Below are 16445 nucleotides of genomic sequence, written 5' to 3'. Positions count from 1 at the left end.
CGTTGGCGACGATCATGCCGATGATCAGCGCCAGCGTCGAGAAGAAGAAGAAATAGCCGAAGGCCTTGCCCACGACCGACCCCACGCCGCGCAGCGTGCCCATCCCGGCGAGGCCTGTGACGATGGTCAGGAAGATCACCGGCGAGATGATCATCTTCACCAGCTTAATGAAGCCGTCGCCCAGCGGCTTCAGCGCCACGCCGGTCTCGGGATAGAAATGGCCGATGGCGGCGCCCGTGCCGATGGCGACGAGAACCTGGAAATAGAGATGTCTGTAGAATGGCCGCGGCGCCTGCGCCGCCGGCCCTGCCGACGTGTCGATCTGCATTGAGGTCTCCTCCAACCCGACGGGAATCCGGTGTGCGACAGAATACACTTCTGTGACTGCGCAACAAAATTGCGGGGCGGGGTGGGCGGCTCGTTGTTTTTCAGCATGTTGGAAACCGCGCCCCTGCCTGCGATGTTTCGTTTTCCACACAAGGCCCGGCCTGCTAGTATGGAAACCCACACAGCCCCTGCCGGAGATCCGATGGCGTCCCTCCCCGATGATTCCCCCCGCCGGCCGGGCCGCGCCCGGCTGCTGGGCCTGAGCCTGCTGGCGGTGCTGCTCTGCCTCGGGGTGCTGGCGGAGGCCTTCCACCTGGCGCATCGCTCCACCCTCGCGCGGATCGTGCTGGAGGCCGAGGTCGCCGCCCGGTCGCGGGCGCTGGCGGTCGAGAGCGAATTCGCCAAGCAGCGGGCGGTCGCCGCCATCCTCGCCGACGACTCGCAGGTGCGCGGCGCGCTGGCCGCGCCGACCCCCGCCGCAACGGCGGCGATGTCGCGCAAGCTGGACCGGCTGCAGGACGAGACGCAGAGCTCGGTGATCTACGTGCTGGACCTGACCGGGACCGCCCTCGCCGCCTCGAACTGGAACGAGCCGGATTCCTTCGTCGGCTCCAGCTACGCATTCCGCGACTATTTCACCGTCGCCCTGCGTGAGGGCACGGCGCAGCAATTCGCCTTGGGGACGGTGAGCCACCGGCCCGGGCTCTACCTGTCGCATGTCGTGGGCGAGGGGCTCGGCGTCGTGGTGGTGAAGGTGGAGTTCACCGCGATCGAGGCGAGCTGGGCGGTCAGCGCCGACCGGACCTTCGTCACCGAACCTGACGGGCGGGTGGTGCTGGCCAGCCTCCCCGAAACCCGCTTCACCCCCGCGCCGGTCCCGGCGGCGGGCCAACTGGCGACCACGGTTGACCTGCCCTCGGCGGGTTGGGCGCTGACCCTGTTCACCGCCTCGGCCCCGGCGCTGGAATCGGCGGTGCTGGCCACCGGCACGGCGGCGCTGGGGCTGGGGCTGCTGGCCTTCGGCGCCGGCATGGCCTGGCGCGGCGCGCGGCGGGTGACCCGGCGGGCCGAGGCCGAGCGGCGCTACAGCGCCGATCTGGAGCGCGCGGTGGACGAGCGGACCCGCGCCCTCTCCGACGAGATGCGCGAACGCAAGGCGACCGAGCAGCGCCTCGGCGCGCTGCAGGCCGATCTGGTGCAGGCCAACAAGCTGGCCGCGCTCGGCCAGATCACCGCCGGCGTGGCGCATGAGGTGAACCAGCCGCTGGCGACGATCCGTCTGCTGGCCGAGAACGGGCTCGCGATGCTGCCCGAGGTGCGGCCCGCGCCGCCGGAGGTGGCCGGCAACCTCGCCACCATCGTGCGGATGGCCGACCGCATCGGCCATATCACCGCCGAGCTGCGCGGCTTCGCCCGCAAGGCCACCGGCCGCACCGAGCCGGTGAAGCTGGGCGAGGCCTTCGAGGCCTCGCTGCTGCTGCACGCCAGCCGGCTGCGCTCGGAAATGGTGCGGGTGATCGCGCCGCCGATCCCGCCGGATCTCGCGGTGATGGGCGACCGGATCCGGCTGGAGCAGATCCTGGTGAACATCCTGCAGAATGCGCAGGACGCGCTGGCCGACCGGCCCGACCCGCAGATCGTCGTCACCCTGCGCCAGACGGCGGAGACGGTCACGCTCAGCATCGCCGACAACGGGCCGGGCCTGTCGCCCGAGGCGGCGGCCAAGCTGTTCATCCCCTTCACCACGACGAAACCGGACGGGCTGGGGCTGGGCCTCGTCATCGCGCATGACATCGCCCGGGATTTCGGCGGCAGCCTCAGGGCCGACCCGCCGGCACCGGGGCAGGGGGCCACCTTCCACCTCGACCTGCGCAGGGCGCCATGACCGACACGCCTCCCCTCGTCCGGCTGGTCGATGACGACCCCGATCTGCTGGCCGCGCAGGTCCAGTCCCTGACGCTGCGCGGTTTCCGGGTCGAGGCCTTTTCCGGCGCGGCGGAGGCGTTGCGCGGCATGACCCGCGACTATCCCGGCGTGGTGCTGACTGATGTGCGCATGCCGCAGATCGACGGGATGGAGCTGTTCCGCCGGCTGCGGGCGATGGACCCGGACCTGCCGGTGATCCTGCTGACCGGGCATGGCGACGTGCCGATGGCGGTGCGGGCGCTGACCGAGGGGGTCTACGACTTCCTGACCAAGCCGGTGGCGCTGGACGACCTGATGGCGACGCTGCGCCGGGCGACCGGGGCGCGGGCGCTGGTGCTGGAGAACCGCATGCTGCGGCGGATGCAGGCCCCCGGCGACGGCGCGGCCGAGTTGCTCGGCGACAGCCTCGCCATGACCCACCTGCGCGAGACGGTGGCGCGGGTGGCCGAGGCCGGGGTCGACGCGCTGGTCATCGGCGGCAGCGGCGTCGGCAAGGAGGCAGTGGCGCGGCAGATCCACCGCCTAAGCCCGCGCCGCGCCCGGGCCTTCGTGCATGTCAATTGCGCCACGCTGGACGAGAGCCGCTTCGACGCCGATTTCCTCGGGGCCGAGCCGGGGGTGCGGGTCGGGCCGCAGCCGCGCGCCGGGCGGGTGATCGGCCGGATCGAGCGGGCGCATCGCGGCACGCTGTTCCTCGACGAGGTCGAGGCGCTGTCGCCGGCGCTGCAGGCCCGGCTGCACGGGGTGATCGAGGCGGGCGAGGTCTGGCCCTTGGGGGCCGAGGCGGCGCGGCCGCTCGATCTGCGGGTGATCGCCGCGACCCAGGTCGATCTGGGCGTGCGGGTGCGCGAGGGCAGCTTCCGCGCCGATCTCTTCTACCGGCTGGGCGGCATCTCGCTGCTGGTGCCGCCCCTGACCGAGCGGCGCGAGGATGTGCCGCTGCTGTTCCGGCATTTCCTGCTGGCCGCCTGCGCCCGGCTGAAGCTGCCGGTGCCGCTGATGACGCCAGGGCTGAAGGCCCGGCTCGCCACGCATGACTGGCCCGGCAACGTGCGCGAGCTGCAGCATTTCGCCGAACGCCAAGCGCTCGGTCTGGCGCCGGAGGAGGGCGGGGCGGAAGGGCCGGAGCCGACGCTGGCCGAAAGCGTCGCCGCCTTCGAGGCCGAGCTGATCCGCGACGCGCTGCGCCAGGCGGGGGGAAACGCCAGCCGGGCGATGCAGCGGCTGGGCCTGCCGCGCAAGACCTTCTATGACAAGCTGACGCGCCACGCGATCCGCGCCGAGGCCTTCCGCGGCGGCGAGGGCTCCTGACGCGCTGCGCGGTTGTGTCGGCGCGCGGTTTCAGGCATCAGCAGGCACTGATTTCAGGGGATGACGATGGATTACGGAAAAGCGGGATCGGTGAAGACCGGCAAGGCCGCGCCGCGGCACAGCGAGCACAACGCCAAGGGGTCCGAGAAGAACCCCTATGGCGACCGGGCGACCAAGGCGGAGCTTCTGGCGCGCATGAAGGCCGCCGCCGAGGCGAAGAAGGCAAAGAAGACGCAAGACTGACCGGGCGCCGCCGGGTCTGAACGCTCCCCCCGGCGGGCCGGGGGGAGGCTTTCGTCACTTCGGCTCGGCCATCAGGCCCTTCACCAGGGCGAAACAGGCGCCCAGCAGCACGAAGGTGAAGGGGAAGCCGGTGGAGACCGCCATGGCCTGCAGGGCCGTGAGCCCGCCTCCCAGGAGCAGCGCGATGGCGACGAGGCCCTCGAAGCTGGCCCAGAACACCCGCTGCGGCGTCGGCGCGTTCATCTTGCCGCCGGCGCTGATCGTGTCGATCACCAGCGAGCCGGAGTCGGAGGAGGTGACGAAAAACACCACCACCAGCACGATGCCGATCAGCGAGGTGATCTGGGTCAGCGGCAGATGCGCCAGCATCTCGAACAGCTGGATCTCCAGCGCCGCGTCCTGCACCGAGCTGAGCCGCTCCGTCACCACCTGGCTGATCGCGGTGCCGCCGAGGGCGGTCATCCAGATCGTCGAGACCAGCGAGGGGATGACCAGCACGGCGATCAAGAACTCGCGCACCGTGCGGCCGCGGCTGACGCGGGCGATGAACATGCCGACGAAGGGCGACCAGCTGATCCACCAGGCCCAGTAGAAGGCGGTCCAGCCCTGGCGGAAGTTGTCGTCGTCGCGGCCGAAGGGGTTCGACAGCGCCGGCAGGTATTCCGCATAGGCCTTCAGGTTCTTCAGGAAGCCGGTGAGGATCTGCAGCGTCGGGCCGACCGCGATGATGAAGACCAAGAGCAGCAGCGCCAAACCCATGTTGATTTCGGATAAAAGCTTCACGCCCTTCTCCATCCCGGCGACCACCGAGGCGATGGCGATGCCGGTGATGATGATGATCAGGAAGATCATCGTGCCCAGCGTCGAGGGGATGCCGAACAGGAAGTCGAGCCCGGCGCTAGCCTGCTGCGCGCCGATCCCGAGCGAGGTAGAGAGGCCGAAGATCGTGGCGAAGACGGCGAGGATGTCGATGAGATGGCCCGGCCAGCCCCAGACCTTCTCGCCGAAGATCGGGTAGAAGATCGAGCGCAGCGTCAGCGGCAGGCCCTTGTTGTAGGCGAAGAGCGCCAGCGACAGCGCGACGATGGCGTAGATCGCCCAGGGGTGCAGCGCCCAGTGGAAGATCGTCGCCGCCATGGCCAGCCGGCGCGCGCCCTCGGCGTCGCCCACCGCGCCACCCAAGGGCGACCAGTCGGTGCGCACCCCGTCCGGCCCGACGATCGGGCCGCCGAAGGCGGCGGTGTAGTTGCCCAAGGGTTCTGAGACGCCGTAGAACATCAGGCCGATGCCCATGCCGGCGGCGAAGAGCATCGAGAACCAGGACATGTAGCTGTGGTCCGGCGTGGCCTCGGGCCCGCCCAGCCGGATGCGGCCCAGGGGCAGCAGGATCAGCACGAGGCAGAGCAGCAGGAAGACGTTGCCCGCCGACAGGAAGAACCAGTCGAGGTTCGCGGTGAGGAAGTTGCGCAGGCCGGAGAACAGTGGCTCCAGCGTGGTCTGGAACATCAGCGTCAGCAGGGTGAAGGCCATGATGCCGATGGCCGAGACGCTGAAGACGACGTTGTGGATGTCCAGCTCGAAGACGAAACGGCGGCGGTAGCTGATGTTGTCCTGGCCGATCTCGTATTCGGTGTCGATGATCTGGGTGGCACCCTCAGGCGCCGGAACGGCTTCGGAGGCGGGGTCTGTCGGAACTGTCGGGGGTTGGCTCACTGGCTCTCCTGTCTTTTTTCGGCGGGAAGCCGCTAGGCTCCGGCGGGGAAAGGCTGCTGGAGACGGCGAGCGGCGAGGATATTATCCCTATATGACATATACGTTACCTTAGGTTTAGCAGAAGCTCAACCGCGCGCTGTGGTCCCGCGGCGGGCGGACGGTCCCGCGAAGCGTTCGTTTTGAGGGATGGACCGGCGCGCAAACGTTCATTAACACTCGTTAACACTCGGTCGGTCCGGAGCTTCCGGCCGATCCAAACGTGTCAGAGCCTCGGGAGACAGGAATGAAGATGATATCCGTGAAAAGCCTCATGGGAGCCGCGCTGGCGGTCGGGATGCTCGCTCAGGGGTCTGTCGCCCAGGAAATGCAGTTCTTCCGCATCGGCACCGGCGGCACCGCGGGCACCTACTACCCGATCGGCGGCCTGATCGCCAACGCCATCTCCAACCCGCCCGGCTCGCGCGCCTGCGAGGACGGCGGCTCTTGCGGCGTGCCCGGCCTCGTGGCCACCGCCGTCGCCTCGAACGGCTCGGTCGGCAACGTGAACGCCATCAACGGCGGCGCGATGGAAGCCGGCTTCAGCCAGTCCGACGTGGCCTACTGGGCGCAGTCCGGCACCGGTCTCTGGGAAGGCCAGCCCGCGGTCGAGAACCTGCGGCTGATCGCCAACCTCTACCCGGAAAGCATCCACCTCGTCGCCCGCAAGGACGCCGGGATCGCCTCGGTCGCCGACCTCAAGGGCAAGCGCGTCTCGCTGGACGAGCCGGGCTCGGGCACGCTGGTCGACGCCAAGATCATCCTCGAGGCCTTCGGCCTGACCGAAGCCGACATCACCCCGGAATATCTGAAGCCCGACCAGGCCTCGGACCGGATGCGCGACAACGCGATGGATGCGTTCTTCTTCGTCGGCGGCTTCCCGGCCGGCGCCATCGCCGAGCTGGCCAGCCAGCATGACGTCGTTCTGGTGCCGATCAGCGGCCCGGAAGTCGACAAGCTGCGCGAGACCTACAGCTTCTTCGCCACCGACAACGTCCCGGCGGGCACCTACACCGGGCAGGAATCCGACGTGGCGACGATCTCGGTCGGGGCGCAGCTGGTGACCAGCGCCGACCAGCCGGAAGACCTGATCTACGGCATCACCAAGGCGATCTACAACGAGAACACCCAGAAGCTGTTCGCCGCCGGCCATGCCAAGGGCAAGGCGATCACGCTGGACAGCGCCACCCAGGGCGCGGGCATCCCGTTCCACGCCGGGGCGGAGAAGTTCTACAAGGAAGCCGGCAAGCTCGAGTGAGCTGACCGACCCTTGGACGAGGACGCGGCCGGACCCCCGGTCGCGTCCTTTCCGTTGAAACGACACCATCCTTGTGGGGACCCCCGATGGCCGAGACCGAACGCCAGCTCACCGAAGAAGAGATCCGCAAGCTCGAGGAGGAATTCGACCCGGAAGCCCGGTTCCGCACCGTGACGCGGCCGGTGGCCCTCCTGTGCGGCGCGCTGCTGTTCCTGCTGTCGGCCTATCACTTCTACACCGCCGGCTTCGGCATCCCCCGCGCCACCACCCATCGCGGCATGCACATGGGCGTGTCGCTGTTCCTGATCTTCCTCAGCTTCGCCGCCTTCGCGCGCAACCGGCACAACACCGGCGGCTTCGCCCTCCTGGGCATCCCGGTGATCGACTGGCTCTTCGCGCTGACCGGCGCGGTCGCCGCCTTCTACGTGCCCTGGATCTATGACCAGCTGGCCTTCCGGGTCGGCAACCCGCTGCAGATCGACATCATCATGGGCACGCTGCTGCTGGTCGCCCTGCTGGAGTCGGTGCGCCGCTCGATGGGCTGGCCCCTGCCGGTGATCGCGCTGATCTTCGTGGCCTATGCCTATTTCGGCCGCTCGATGCCCGGCATCCTGGTGCATCCGGGCGCCGACTGGCCCAACATCATCAACCACCTCTACCTGACCTCGCAGGGCATCTACGGCACGGCGCTGGGGGTGATCGCGACCTATGTCTTCCACTTCGTGCTGTTCGGCGTCATGGCGCAGCGGATCGGCCTCGGGCAGCTGTTCATCGACCTCGCCACCGCGCTGACCGGGCGTTTCTCGGGCGGTCCGGCGAAAGTGTCGGTGGTCTCCTCGGCCATGCTCGGCACCATCTCGGGCTCTTCCATCGCCAATGCGGTGACGACCGGGGCGCTGACCATCCCGGCCATGGTGAAGATCGGCTTCCAGCGGCATTTCGCGGCGGCGGTCGAGGCGGCCTCCTCCACCGGCGGCCAGATCACCCCGCCGGTCATGGGGGCCGTGGCCTTCCTGATGGTCGAATATCTGGGCATCCCGCTGCGCACCATCCTGATCGCCGCCATCGTCCCGGCCTTCATGCATTTCTTCGGCGTGCTGGTGCAGGTGCATCTCGAGGCCAAGCGCCTCGGCATCCGCGGGTTGACCAAGGAGGAGCTGCCGAACGCGGTAAAGGTGCTGCGCGAGGGCTGGCTCTCCGTGCTGCCGCTGATCCTCCTCGTCTGGATGCTGATGTCGGGGCGCACGCCGTTCCTGTCGGCCTTCTGGGCGATCACCGCCTGCATGGTGGTCTACCTGATCCAGCGCGTCATGGCCTCTGGCCTGATCGACGGGGCGAAGGAGACCGCCGTCGGCATCGTCGAGGGCTTCATCGCCGGCGCGCGGCAGTCGCTGTCGGTGACGGTGGCGGCGGCTCTGGTGGGCGTGGTGATCGGCATCGTCACCCTGACCGGCGTCGGCTTCAAGATCGCCTTCATGGTCACCTCGGTGGCGCAGGACTGGGCGGGCGGCACCTACGGCTTCCTCGGCTTCCTGCCGTTCGAGCTGTTCTCGATCGAGACGCTGACCCTGCTGTTCACTCTGATCATGACCGCCGTGGTCTGCGTGCTGATGGGCTGCGGCGTGCCGACGACGGCCAACTACATCATCATGGTGGCGGTCGCCGCCCCGGTGCTGGGGATGCTGAATGTCGAGCCGCTGGTGGCGCATTTCTTCGTCTTCTACTTCGGGGTGCTGGCCGACGTGACGCCGCCGGTGGCGCTGGCCGCCTATGCGGCGGCGGGCATCGCCGGGGCGAACGGCTTCAAGGCGGGCAACACCGCCTTCCGCCTGTCGATGGGCAAGGCGCTGGTGCCCTTCGTCTTCGTCTTCTCGCCCTCGCTGCTGATCGTGACGCAAGGCTTCACGCTGCCCGACTTCCTCCTGGCCTTCACCGGGGCGGTGCTGGGGATCGTGGCGCTGTCGGTGGCGATCACCAACTGGATGATCGGCCCGCTGCACTGGCTGGAGCGGGTGCTGCTGCCGATCGCCGCGCTGATGATGATCGCGCCGGAGCTGGTCTCCACCCTGATCGGCGCGGCTATTCTCGGTGCGGTGGCGCTGCGCCAGACCCTTGCCGGGCGGGCGGCTCCGCCGGCCGCGGCCTGAGGAGTAGGCCGGGAGGGTCCGCCCTCCCGGTCAGGGCTCAGCTTTCGCCATAGCCGAAGGTGCGGGCCGAAACCTCCTGCAGCCCGTGCACGAGGAAGACGCCCATGACGCCGTGGTAGAGGATCGACGCGCCGAGGAGGTGCAGCAGGAAGATCCAGCCGCCCGACACCCCGGCGGTGACCACGACCCCCAGCGAGCCGATGGCGGAGATCGCCAGCGCCACCAGGATCGCCCGCCCGTTCGGCCCCAACCGGCGCGCGACGATGGCGCGGCGCTCCCATTCGGTCGCGCCCAGCAGCAGGACCAGCGACAGGCCGGTGGAAATGGCAAGGAACTGGAACATCGCGCCTCCTTCCGGGGCCGGCGCAGGAGGCCGCTCCCCACGCCCGAGCCGATAGCGCGGCGGCGCCTTCCTGACAATGAGACGGAATGGCGCGGACCTCCGCCGGTCGGTCAGGACCCTTAACCTGATTGCTTGCAAGACATCAGGCTCCAGGATGCGCGGGATCTTCGCTTCCGCCCCCGGCCCTTCAAAGGGACTCCCCTGACAGGATCAAACTCTCCGGATGGATCGGAAAGCGCTGCGATCGCAACCCCGTCGCGTGCCAGACCGCGTTGCCGATGGCGCCCACCGTTCCCGTGACGCCGATCTCGCCCACGCCCTTGATGCCGAGGGCGTTCACGAATGGGTCGTCCTCATGCACGGTCAGCGCCTCGATCATCGGGGCGTCGGCATTGACCGGGATGTGATAGCCGGCCAGGTCGTTGTTGGTGAACCGACCCGTGCGCGCGTCGTGCAGCGCCTCCTCCTGCAGGGCGAAGCCGATGCCCCAGACCATGCCGCCCAGAAGCTGGCTGCGCGCCAGACGCGGGTTGATGATGCGGCCGGCGGCGAAGGCCCCGACCAGCCGGCTGACGCGGATCTGGCCGAGGTCGGGATCGACGAGCACCTCGGCGAAGACCGCGCCATGCGAGAACATCGCCCGTGTCGGCTGGCCCTCGCGCGCCCCGGTGCCTTCGCCGCGGAGCATGTCGAGCCCGGCGCGGGCGAGGATGTCCTCGTAGGCCTCCGAGCGGCCGTCGTCGTTGCGGTGCAGCCGGCCGCCGCGGGCGGTGACGCCGGAATTGCCCGCGCCGAACAGCGGCGAGGCCGGATCGCCGGTGGCCAGATCCACCAGCCGCCGCACCACGTCGGCGCCGGCGTTGAACAGCGCGGTGCCAGCCGTCGCGGTATGGCCCGAGCCGCCGGCCACCCCGGCGTCGGGCAGATCGGAATGGCCCGAGCGGAACTCGACGCGGTCGATGTCGAGGCCGAGCCCGTCCGCCGCGATCTGCGCCAGCGCGGTCCAGGCCCCTTGGCCCATGTCGGCGGCCGAGGTCTCGACCACCGCGCTGCCATCGGCGCGCAGCGTGGCGTGGGCCGCCGCGGTGAACATCGGGCAGGGGAACTGCGCGCTGCCCATGCCCCAGCCCTTCAGGAGCTGCCCCTGCCGCATCCGCCGCGGCTCCGCCGGACGGTCGGCCCAGCCGAAGAGGTCGGCCGCCTGCGCATAGCACTCGCGAAGCGCCTTGGAGGAGAAGGCCATGCCATTCGACGGATCGGTCTCGGCATGGTTGCGCAGGCGGAACGCCAGCGGGTCGAGGCCCGCGGCCTGGGCCGCCAGATCCATCGCCACCTCCAGCGCCGCCGAGCCGGGGGCCTCGCCCGGGGCGCGCATCGGGCCGGGGGTGCCGATATCGGCCCGCAGCCCGCGATGCGTCGTCTGCAGCGCCGCGGTCGCGTAGAGGCTGTGCGAAGCGTTCGATGCGCCCTCGAGGAAATGGTCGAAGCTCGAGGTCATCGTCAGGGTGTCGTGCTGCAGCGCCGCGATCCGCCCGTCCTCATCGAGGTCGAGCCGCAGCCTCTGCCGGGTCGGGGCGCGGTGGCCGACGGGTCCGTACATCTGGTCGCGCCGCAGCACCAGCTTCACCGGCCGGCCGGTATCGCGCGCGGCGAGCACTGCGAGAAGTTGGCCGCCGTAAAGGATTGCCTTGGAGCCGAAGCCGCCGCCGAGGAAGGGGCTGCGGATCAGGATCTGCGCCGGCTCGATACCGAGAAACGCGGCGAAGGTCTGCCTGGCGAGGCCGATCGCCTGGTTCGGGGTGTCGATCTCCAGCCGGTCTCCGGTCCAGCGGGCGACGATGGCATGAGGCTCCATGGCGTTGTGATACTGCGCCACGGTCTCGACCTCCGCCACCACATGCCGGGCCGCGGTCGCTCGCGCCTTGCCGATGTCGCCCGAACTGTGGTCGGCGGGCCGACCGAAGGCGGTCGTCGTCGTCTCGAACGGCTCGGCGTCGTCCAGCGTCACATGCGGCGTTTCGGCCTCGTAGCGCGGGGCGAGCAAGCGCGCGGCCTCGGTCGCGGCCTCCAGCGTTTCCGCCAGCACCAGCGCGATGGGCTGGCCGGCATAGCGCACCCGGTCGCTCTGCAGCGCCTCCATCCGCCAGACGAAGGGGTGGATCTTCTCGTCCGGGCTCACCGCCAGCGGCGGCACATTGTCGGGGGTGTAGAGCTTGACCACGCCCGGATGCGCCTCGGCCGCGGCCACGTCCAGATGCGTGACCCGGCCGCGCGCGATGGTCGCCGTCGCGGTGACGGCGTGCAACAGGCCCTCGGGGCGGTTGTCGGCGGCATAGGTCGCGGCGCCGGTGACCTTGAGCACGCCGTCGCGCCGCGTCAGCCCTTGCCCTGCGTTCGATCCCAGCCGCACATGCCCCTGCGTATTGATGACGTCAGCCATTGTTCTCTCCTGCGAAGACCGAGGCGGGAAGCGCGGCAAGCCTGTCGGGCGTCCCGTCAGCGGCGAGGGAAAGGGCGCGGATCGCGATCCGGCGGGCGAGCTCGATCTTGGCGGCGTTGTCGCCGGAGGGGCGGGCCCCCTGCACCGCAAGCTCCGCCGCCCGGGCGAAGCTCTCCGTCGTGGCGGGCTGCCCGACCAGCGCCTGCTCGGCTACGCGGCAGCGCCAGGGTCGGGCCGCCACGCCGCCGAGCGCCAGCCGCGCCGCGGCAATGCGCCCGTCGCGCAGATCGAGCGCCGCGGCGGCGGAAACGATGGCGAAGGCGAAGGAGGTGCGCTCGCGCAGCTTCACGTAGCGGGCGTTGCGCGCCATGCCCCCGGGGTCCGGCAGCCGGATATCGGTGATGACCTCGCCCGGCGACAGCGGGGCCGGGCCGGCCCCCGCCGCATCGGGCAGGGGGTGGAAGCTCTCCATCGCCGCCTCGCGCCGGCCCCCGGGGCCTTCGATCATGACCACGGCGTCATAGGCGGCCAGCGCCACGCACATGTCGGAGGGATGGGTGGCGATGCAGCCCTCGGTCCAGCCGAGCACCGCGTGATTGCGGGTTTGGCCGCCGATGGCCGAGCAGCCGCTGCCCGGCTCGCGCCGGTTGCAGGACGAGGCCGGATCCTGGAAATAGCTGCAGCGCGTGGCTTGCATCACGTTGCCGCCCGCGGTCGCCGCGTTGCGCAGCTGCGGCGAGGCCCCGGACAGCAGCGCCTCGGCCAGCGCCGGAAACCGCGCCAGCACCGCCGGATGCCGGGCGATATCGGCGTTGCGCGCCATGGCGCCGATGCGCAGCCCGCCTGCCACCTCCTCGATCCCGGCCAGCGGCAGGCGGCTGATGTCCACCAGCCGGTCCGGCGCGGCGACGCCGATCTTCATCAGGTCCAGAAGGTTGGTCCCGCCGGCCAGCAAGGCGCCCTCGGCGGCGATCGCGGCTTCGACCGTCTCGGCGCGGGTATAGGCGAAGGGCTTCATGCCGCTCTCTCCTCTTCCAGCGCCAGCGCCCGGGTGGCGTCCAGCACCGCCTCGGTGATGCCGGCATAGGCGGCGCAGCGGCAGAGGTTGCCGCTCATCCCCTCGCGGATGCGCTCGGGGTCGAGCCCCGCTTCCGCCTCGGCGATCAGGGCCACGGCGGACATGATCTGCCCCGGGGTGCAGAAGCCGCATTGGAAGCCGTCATCCGCGATGAAGGCGGCCTGCACCGGGTGCAGGTCCTCGCCGCGCGCCAGCCCCTCGATCGTGGTGATCTGCGCCCCGTCATGCGACAGGGCCAGCGCGAGGCAGGCGTTCACGCGCCGCCCGTCGATCAGCACCGTGCAGGCGCCGCACTGGCCGCGGTCGCAGCCCTTCTTCGTCCCGGTGAGGCCGAGACGTTCGCGCAGGACATCGAGAAGTGTCGCCCGCGGGTCGTCCAGATCGAGCCGCAGGTCCGAACCGTTGATCTTGAGCTGCAAGGTCTGTGTCATCGTTCCCTCTTTGGCAATAAGCTGGCAGGGAAGCCGGACCGGGCCGGCCACATGACATTAATACGGAGGGTGCCTCCGTTTTGCAAGCGGAACGATGGATTGGATGGGATGATGGGCGAGGAAACGCCGAAGGCAAGGAAACCGCGCGCCGACCAGCTGCGCAACCGCGAGCGCCTGCTGGAGGCCGCGCGCGAGGTGTTCCGTGGCGAGGGCGGCAGTCTCGAGGAGGTCGCGCGGCGGGCGGAGCTGGGGATCGGCACGCTCTACCGGCATTTCCCGACGCGCGAGGCGCTGTTCCAGGCTGTCTACGCCCGGGAGGTGGAGGTGCTGGAACGCCGCGCCGCCGAGGACGGTTTGAAGGACTGGATGCAGGCCGTGTTGCAGATGATGGCCACGAAGAAGGGCATGGTCGCCGCGCTGGCCCCGGTGTTCGAGCCGGAGTCGAGCTTCTTCAGCGACCAGTCGCTGCGGATCCGCGCCGCCGTCGCAGCCCTGCACGCCCGCGCCGTCGAGGAGGGCGCCGTCCGCCCTGATGTCACCAGCGACGACCTGATGCGCGTGCTGATGGCGCTCGGCTACGGCCCCGGCGCCGACCCCGCCCGCGCCGATCTGCTGCTGGAGGTGTTTCTCGACGGGCTGCGGCCGAGATAGCGGCGGGCGCTGCTGGGGCTGCGACGGCGACGGCTTCGCCGCTGCGCGGGGCCGCCGACGGCGATTGAGGAGGTCGGCCGCGAGCTGGAGCTGCAGCAGAAGGCGGTGAAACACCACATGACCTCGATCCTGCAGAAGCTGCAGGGGTGCAACCGGGTCGAGGCGTCGATCCTCGCCCGCCAGCACCTGAGGTGATCAGAGGCCGGGCTGCTGTCGCACCCGCGCGAAATCCCGCGCGGTGGCGCGGCGGCGGGTGACGATGTCGCCGTTCGGGTCGATCAGCTCGCAGCGGTCGGCGTCGAGGATCAAACCCAGCCCCGGGGGCCGCGCAGCTTGACGCGGCGCCCTTCCACCATGGCGAGGCCGGTTTCCGGCCTCCGACCCTCCGCGCGGCAATCGGGTCGCGCGTTCGCTTCCGTCCGTGGCGGCGGGCGGATCGGGGACCGGGTGAAATCCACCGACCAAGCGGGGGAGATTGCTACTGCGAGCAGGCTTCGGTCTGAGGCTCACCGCCTAGGCGCGCTTCGTTGCGCCTGCCTGAGCCTTCTGCCTGCGCCTTATGCGGCGGGCAACCGGAGCTGCGTCACCATCGCCGCGATCTCGGCCAGCGCCCCGGGTTCGCGCACATCAAGCGCGGGAATTCCGCCGCGGCGCGCCGCCTCCATGCCCTGCGCGCTGTCTTCCAGCACCAGGCAATCCGCAGGGGCGGCGCCCATCCGTTCCGCCGCCAGCAGGAACATCGCCGGGTCCGGCTTGGCGGCCCCGACCTGTTCGAGGGTCACGACGGTGTCGAACAGCTCGGCGATGCCGCAGGCCTTCAGGATGGCCCGCACGATCGGCCCCTCGCCGTTCGAGGCCACCGCCGAGGGCCGCGCGCCCCAGCTCCGGGCGAGCGCAATCACCGGCGGGTTGGGCGCGCATTGCCCGGCCAGCGCCAGCGTCTCGGCCTCGCGGATGCTGTCACGGGCAAGGCGCGCGGCGTCGAGCCTCTCGCCGGTCGCCTCGATCCAGACGGCGATCAGCGCCGGCCGCGCCAGCCCGCCGCGCGCGAGGTAGAAGTCACGGTCGAGCCTGCTGCCCTGCGCGGCGAAGGCGGCGCAGAAGGCGGCGAAATGCAGGTCGGCGGTGAGGGCGAGCGTGCCGTCGCAATCGAAGATCAGGGCTTTGGGGAGCGTCATCGCGGGCGCAGTCCTTGCAGGCGGGCCGCCAGGGCGGCGGGGTCGAGCGGCTTGGCCAGACGGAAGGCGCGGCCGGGGAAACGGGGGGTCGAGCGGGTCGGCCTCGGGCAGGCGGCCCGAGACGACGACGGCGCGGCAATGCGGATCGGCGCGTAGCGCGGCCTCGGCCAGACGCCAGCCCGCGGCCTCGGCTCCCAGGTGCAGGTCTGTCAGCACCAGATCGAAGGCGGCGCCGCGCAGCAGGGCCTGCGCCTCGGCCGCATCGCTGGTCTCGGTGATCCGGGCCTGCGGCAGCGCGCGCCGGGCATGGGCGGCGTCGCCGGGGTCGTCCTCGATCAGCAGCACCCGCAGCGGGGCGGGGGACTGCGCGTCCTCCGGAGAGCAGAGCGGCAGCGTCAGCCGCACGCAGGTGCCAAGACCGGGGCTGGAGTCGATCTCCACATCGCCGCCCGACTGCCGGATGAAGCCATAGACCATGGCCAGCCCCAGCCCGGTGCCGGCGCCGTCGGCGCGGGCGGTGAAAAACGGTTCCATCGCATGGGCCTGCACCTCGGGCGACATGCCGACGCCGGTGTCGCAGACCTCGATCTGCGCCCGGTCATGCGGCAACAGGGTCAGGCGGATGTCGATCCGCCCCGTGCCGGGGATGGCCTGCGCCGCGTTGAGGCAGAGGTTCAGCAGCGCGCTTTCCATCTGGCCCGGGTCGATCCGGACGGTGAGGATGGCGGGCGCCGGGACGATGCTCAGCGCGATCCGGTCGTCGAGCGCCAGCCCGATCAGATCCTCGACCCCCGCCACCAGATCGTTCAGGTCCATCACCTCGGGTTCGAGGTTCGAGCGGCGGGCGAAGGCCAGCAGGCGCTGGGTCAGCGAGCTGCCGAGATCGAGCGCCGAGGCGAGCGACTTGCGCAGGCTCGTCGCGCGGTCCGGCGGCGTGGTCTCCAGAAGGTGCAGGCTGGTGGTGATGGTCGTCAGGATGTTGCCGAAATCATGCGCCACCTCGCCGGCGATCTTGCCGAGCGCCTCGGTGCGCTGCACCTGCCGCAGCCGGGCCGCCAGCTCGTGCCGCTCCGAGGCGTCCGACAGCAGCATGACCGAGCCGCCGGTCGCCAGCCGGCTTTCCCGGACCTCGACGACGCGGCCATCGGGGTGGTGCAGCTCGGCGAAGCCTTCGGGGAAGCCTTCGGCGCCGTCGCTCCGCCGCCACCCTCCCGCTGTCAGCAGCCGCTGCATCTCCGGCCGGCCGCGCATCGCCTCCGGCGCGAGCCGCAGCACCGAGGCGAGATGGCGGTTGCCGGCGATCAGCGCGCCGGTGTCCGAGAGGATCGCCAGCCCGTCGGACATGCCGTCGTAGAGGTTCTGG

Annotated in this window: 14 protein-coding genes; 7 read left to right on the top strand and 7 right to left on the bottom strand. The window is 70.4% G+C overall.

Going from position 1 to position 16445, the window contains the following annotated elements; genetic code table 11:
- Positions 1 to 328: cation:dicarboxylate symporter family transporter (locus C5F48_RS16355; protein WP_146170621.1), on the bottom strand; the 328-nt coding region annotated here is incomplete at its 3' end.
- 201 nt (positions 329 to 529) lie between these two features.
- On the opposite strand from C5F48_RS16355, the gene C5F48_RS16350 reads away from it, so the two are divergent.
- From C5F48_RS16350 to C5F48_RS25230, 3 genes are all read left to right on the top strand, one after another.
- Complete coding sequence (locus tag C5F48_RS16350; protein WP_107664944.1) at positions 530 to 2212, top strand: sensor histidine kinase; 1683 nt, start codon at positions 530 to 532, stop codon at positions 2210 to 2212.
- The gene (locus tag C5F48_RS16345; protein WP_107664943.1) at positions 2209 to 3564 is read left to right on the top strand and encodes a sigma-54-dependent transcriptional regulator; all 1356 of its coding nucleotides are present in this window, start codon (positions 2209 to 2211) and stop codon (positions 3562 to 3564) included. The genes C5F48_RS16350 and C5F48_RS16345 overlap by 4 nt, the downstream gene beginning before the upstream one ends.
- A 66-nt stretch (positions 3565 to 3630) precedes the next feature.
- Complete coding sequence (locus C5F48_RS25230) at positions 3631 to 3807, top strand: hypothetical protein (protein WP_170139682.1); 177 nt, start codon at positions 3631 to 3633, stop codon at positions 3805 to 3807.
- 54 nt (positions 3808 to 3861) lie between these two features.
- Here the strand turns inward: C5F48_RS25230 and C5F48_RS16335 are convergent, their stop codons facing one another.
- The gene (locus C5F48_RS16335; RefSeq protein WP_107664941.1) at positions 3862 to 5520 is read right to left on the bottom strand and encodes a BCCT family transporter; all 1659 of its coding nucleotides are present in this window, start codon (positions 5518 to 5520) and stop codon (positions 3862 to 3864) included.
- A gap of 283 nt (positions 5521 to 5803) precedes the next feature.
- Between C5F48_RS16335 and C5F48_RS16330 the strand changes: the two genes are divergently transcribed.
- Positions 5804 to 6814, top strand: a complete 1011-nt coding sequence (locus C5F48_RS16330) for a TAXI family TRAP transporter solute-binding subunit (RefSeq protein ID WP_107664940.1) — start codon at positions 5804 to 5806, stop codon at positions 6812 to 6814.
- 86 nt (positions 6815 to 6900) lie between these two features.
- Positions 6901 to 8961 (top strand): TRAP transporter permease, encoded by a 2061-nt coding sequence (locus C5F48_RS16325; RefSeq protein ID WP_107664939.1) that lies wholly within the window; start codon positions 6901 to 6903, stop codon positions 8959 to 8961.
- A 37-nt stretch (positions 8962 to 8998) separates the two neighbouring features.
- On the opposite strand, the gene C5F48_RS16320 is transcribed toward C5F48_RS16325, so the two are convergent.
- The 4 genes from C5F48_RS16320 to C5F48_RS16305 form a co-directional block, all read right to left on the bottom strand.
- Positions 8999 to 9304, bottom strand: coding sequence for a hypothetical protein (locus tag C5F48_RS16320; protein WP_107664938.1), 306 nt, complete (start codon positions 9302 to 9304; stop codon positions 8999 to 9001).
- 187 nt (positions 9305 to 9491) lie between these two features.
- On the bottom strand, positions 9492 to 11744 hold the full coding sequence (locus tag C5F48_RS16315; RefSeq protein ID WP_107664937.1) for a xanthine dehydrogenase family protein molybdopterin-binding subunit: 2253 nt from the start codon (positions 11742 to 11744) through the stop codon (positions 9492 to 9494).
- Positions 11737 to 12762 (bottom strand): FAD binding domain-containing protein, encoded by a 1026-nt coding sequence (locus C5F48_RS16310; protein WP_107664936.1) that lies wholly within the window; start codon positions 12760 to 12762, stop codon positions 11737 to 11739. The genes C5F48_RS16315 and C5F48_RS16310 overlap by 8 nt, the downstream gene beginning before the upstream one ends.
- On the bottom strand, positions 12759 to 13253 hold the full coding sequence (locus tag C5F48_RS16305) for a (2Fe-2S)-binding protein (RefSeq protein WP_107664935.1): 495 nt from the start codon (positions 13251 to 13253) through the stop codon (positions 12759 to 12761). The genes C5F48_RS16310 and C5F48_RS16305 overlap by 4 nt, the downstream gene beginning before the upstream one ends.
- Before the next feature lie 108 nt (positions 13254 to 13361).
- Between C5F48_RS16305 and C5F48_RS16300 the strand changes: the two genes are divergently transcribed.
- Together C5F48_RS16300 and C5F48_RS25710 are read left to right on the top strand one after the other, a co-directional pair.
- Positions 13362 to 13904: a TetR/AcrR family transcriptional regulator gene (locus C5F48_RS16300; protein WP_107664934.1), complete on the top strand. Its 543-nt coding sequence runs from the start codon at positions 13362 to 13364 to the stop codon at positions 13902 to 13904.
- A gap of 9 nt (positions 13905 to 13913) precedes the next feature.
- Positions 13914 to 14099, top strand: coding sequence for a LuxR C-terminal-related transcriptional regulator (locus C5F48_RS25710; protein WP_107664933.1), 186 nt, complete (start codon positions 13914 to 13916; stop codon positions 14097 to 14099).
- A 362-nt stretch (positions 14100 to 14461) separates the two neighbouring features.
- Here the strand turns inward: C5F48_RS25710 and C5F48_RS16290 are convergent.
- The coding region (locus C5F48_RS16290) for an HAD-IA family hydrolase (protein ID WP_146170620.1) at positions 14462 to 16445 on the bottom strand (1984 nt) is incomplete at its 5' end.

This window comes from Cereibacter changlensis JA139, assembly GCF_003034985.1.
Taxonomy (GTDB): Bacteria; Pseudomonadota; Alphaproteobacteria; order Rhodobacterales; family Rhodobacteraceae; genus Cereibacter; species Cereibacter changlensis.
Note: the sequence above shows the minus strand (reverse complement) of the source record. Positions and strands in the feature narration are given on the sequence as shown.

Excerpts from the sequence above, each read along its gene's own strand:
- C5F48_RS25230 (WP_170139682.1), top strand. The coding sequence starts at position 3,631 with ATGGATTACGGAAAAGCGGGATCGGTGAAGACCGGCAAGGCCGCGCCG.
- C5F48_RS16330 (WP_107664940.1), top strand. The coding sequence starts at position 5,804 with ATGAAGATGATATCCGTGAAAAGCCTCATGGGAGCCGCGCTGGCGGTC.
- C5F48_RS16325 (WP_107664939.1), top strand. The coding sequence starts at position 6,901 with ATGGCCGAGACCGAACGCCAGCTCACCGAAGAAGAGATCCGCAAGCTC.
- C5F48_RS16345 (WP_107664943.1), top strand. The coding sequence starts at position 2,209 with ATGACCGACACGCCTCCCCTCGTCCGGCTGGTCGATGACGACCCCGAT.
- C5F48_RS16305 (WP_107664935.1), bottom strand. The coding sequence starts at position 13,253 with ATGACACAGACCTTGCAGCTCAAGATCAACGGTTCGGACCTGCGGCTC.
- C5F48_RS16300 (WP_107664934.1), top strand. The coding sequence starts at position 13,362 with ATGATGGGCGAGGAAACGCCGAAGGCAAGGAAACCGCGCGCCGACCAG.
- C5F48_RS16310 (WP_107664936.1), bottom strand. The coding sequence starts at position 12,762 with ATGAAGCCCTTCGCCTATACCCGCGCCGAGACGGTCGAAGCCGCGATC.
- C5F48_RS16320 (WP_107664938.1), bottom strand. The coding sequence starts at position 9,304 with ATGTTCCAGTTCCTTGCCATTTCCACCGGCCTGTCGCTGGTCCTGCTG.
- C5F48_RS16315 (WP_107664937.1), bottom strand. The coding sequence starts at position 11,744 with ATGGCTGACGTCATCAATACGCAGGGGCATGTGCGGCTGGGATCGAAC.
- C5F48_RS16350 (WP_107664944.1), top strand. The coding sequence starts at position 530 with ATGGCGTCCCTCCCCGATGATTCCCCCCGCCGGCCGGGCCGCGCCCGG.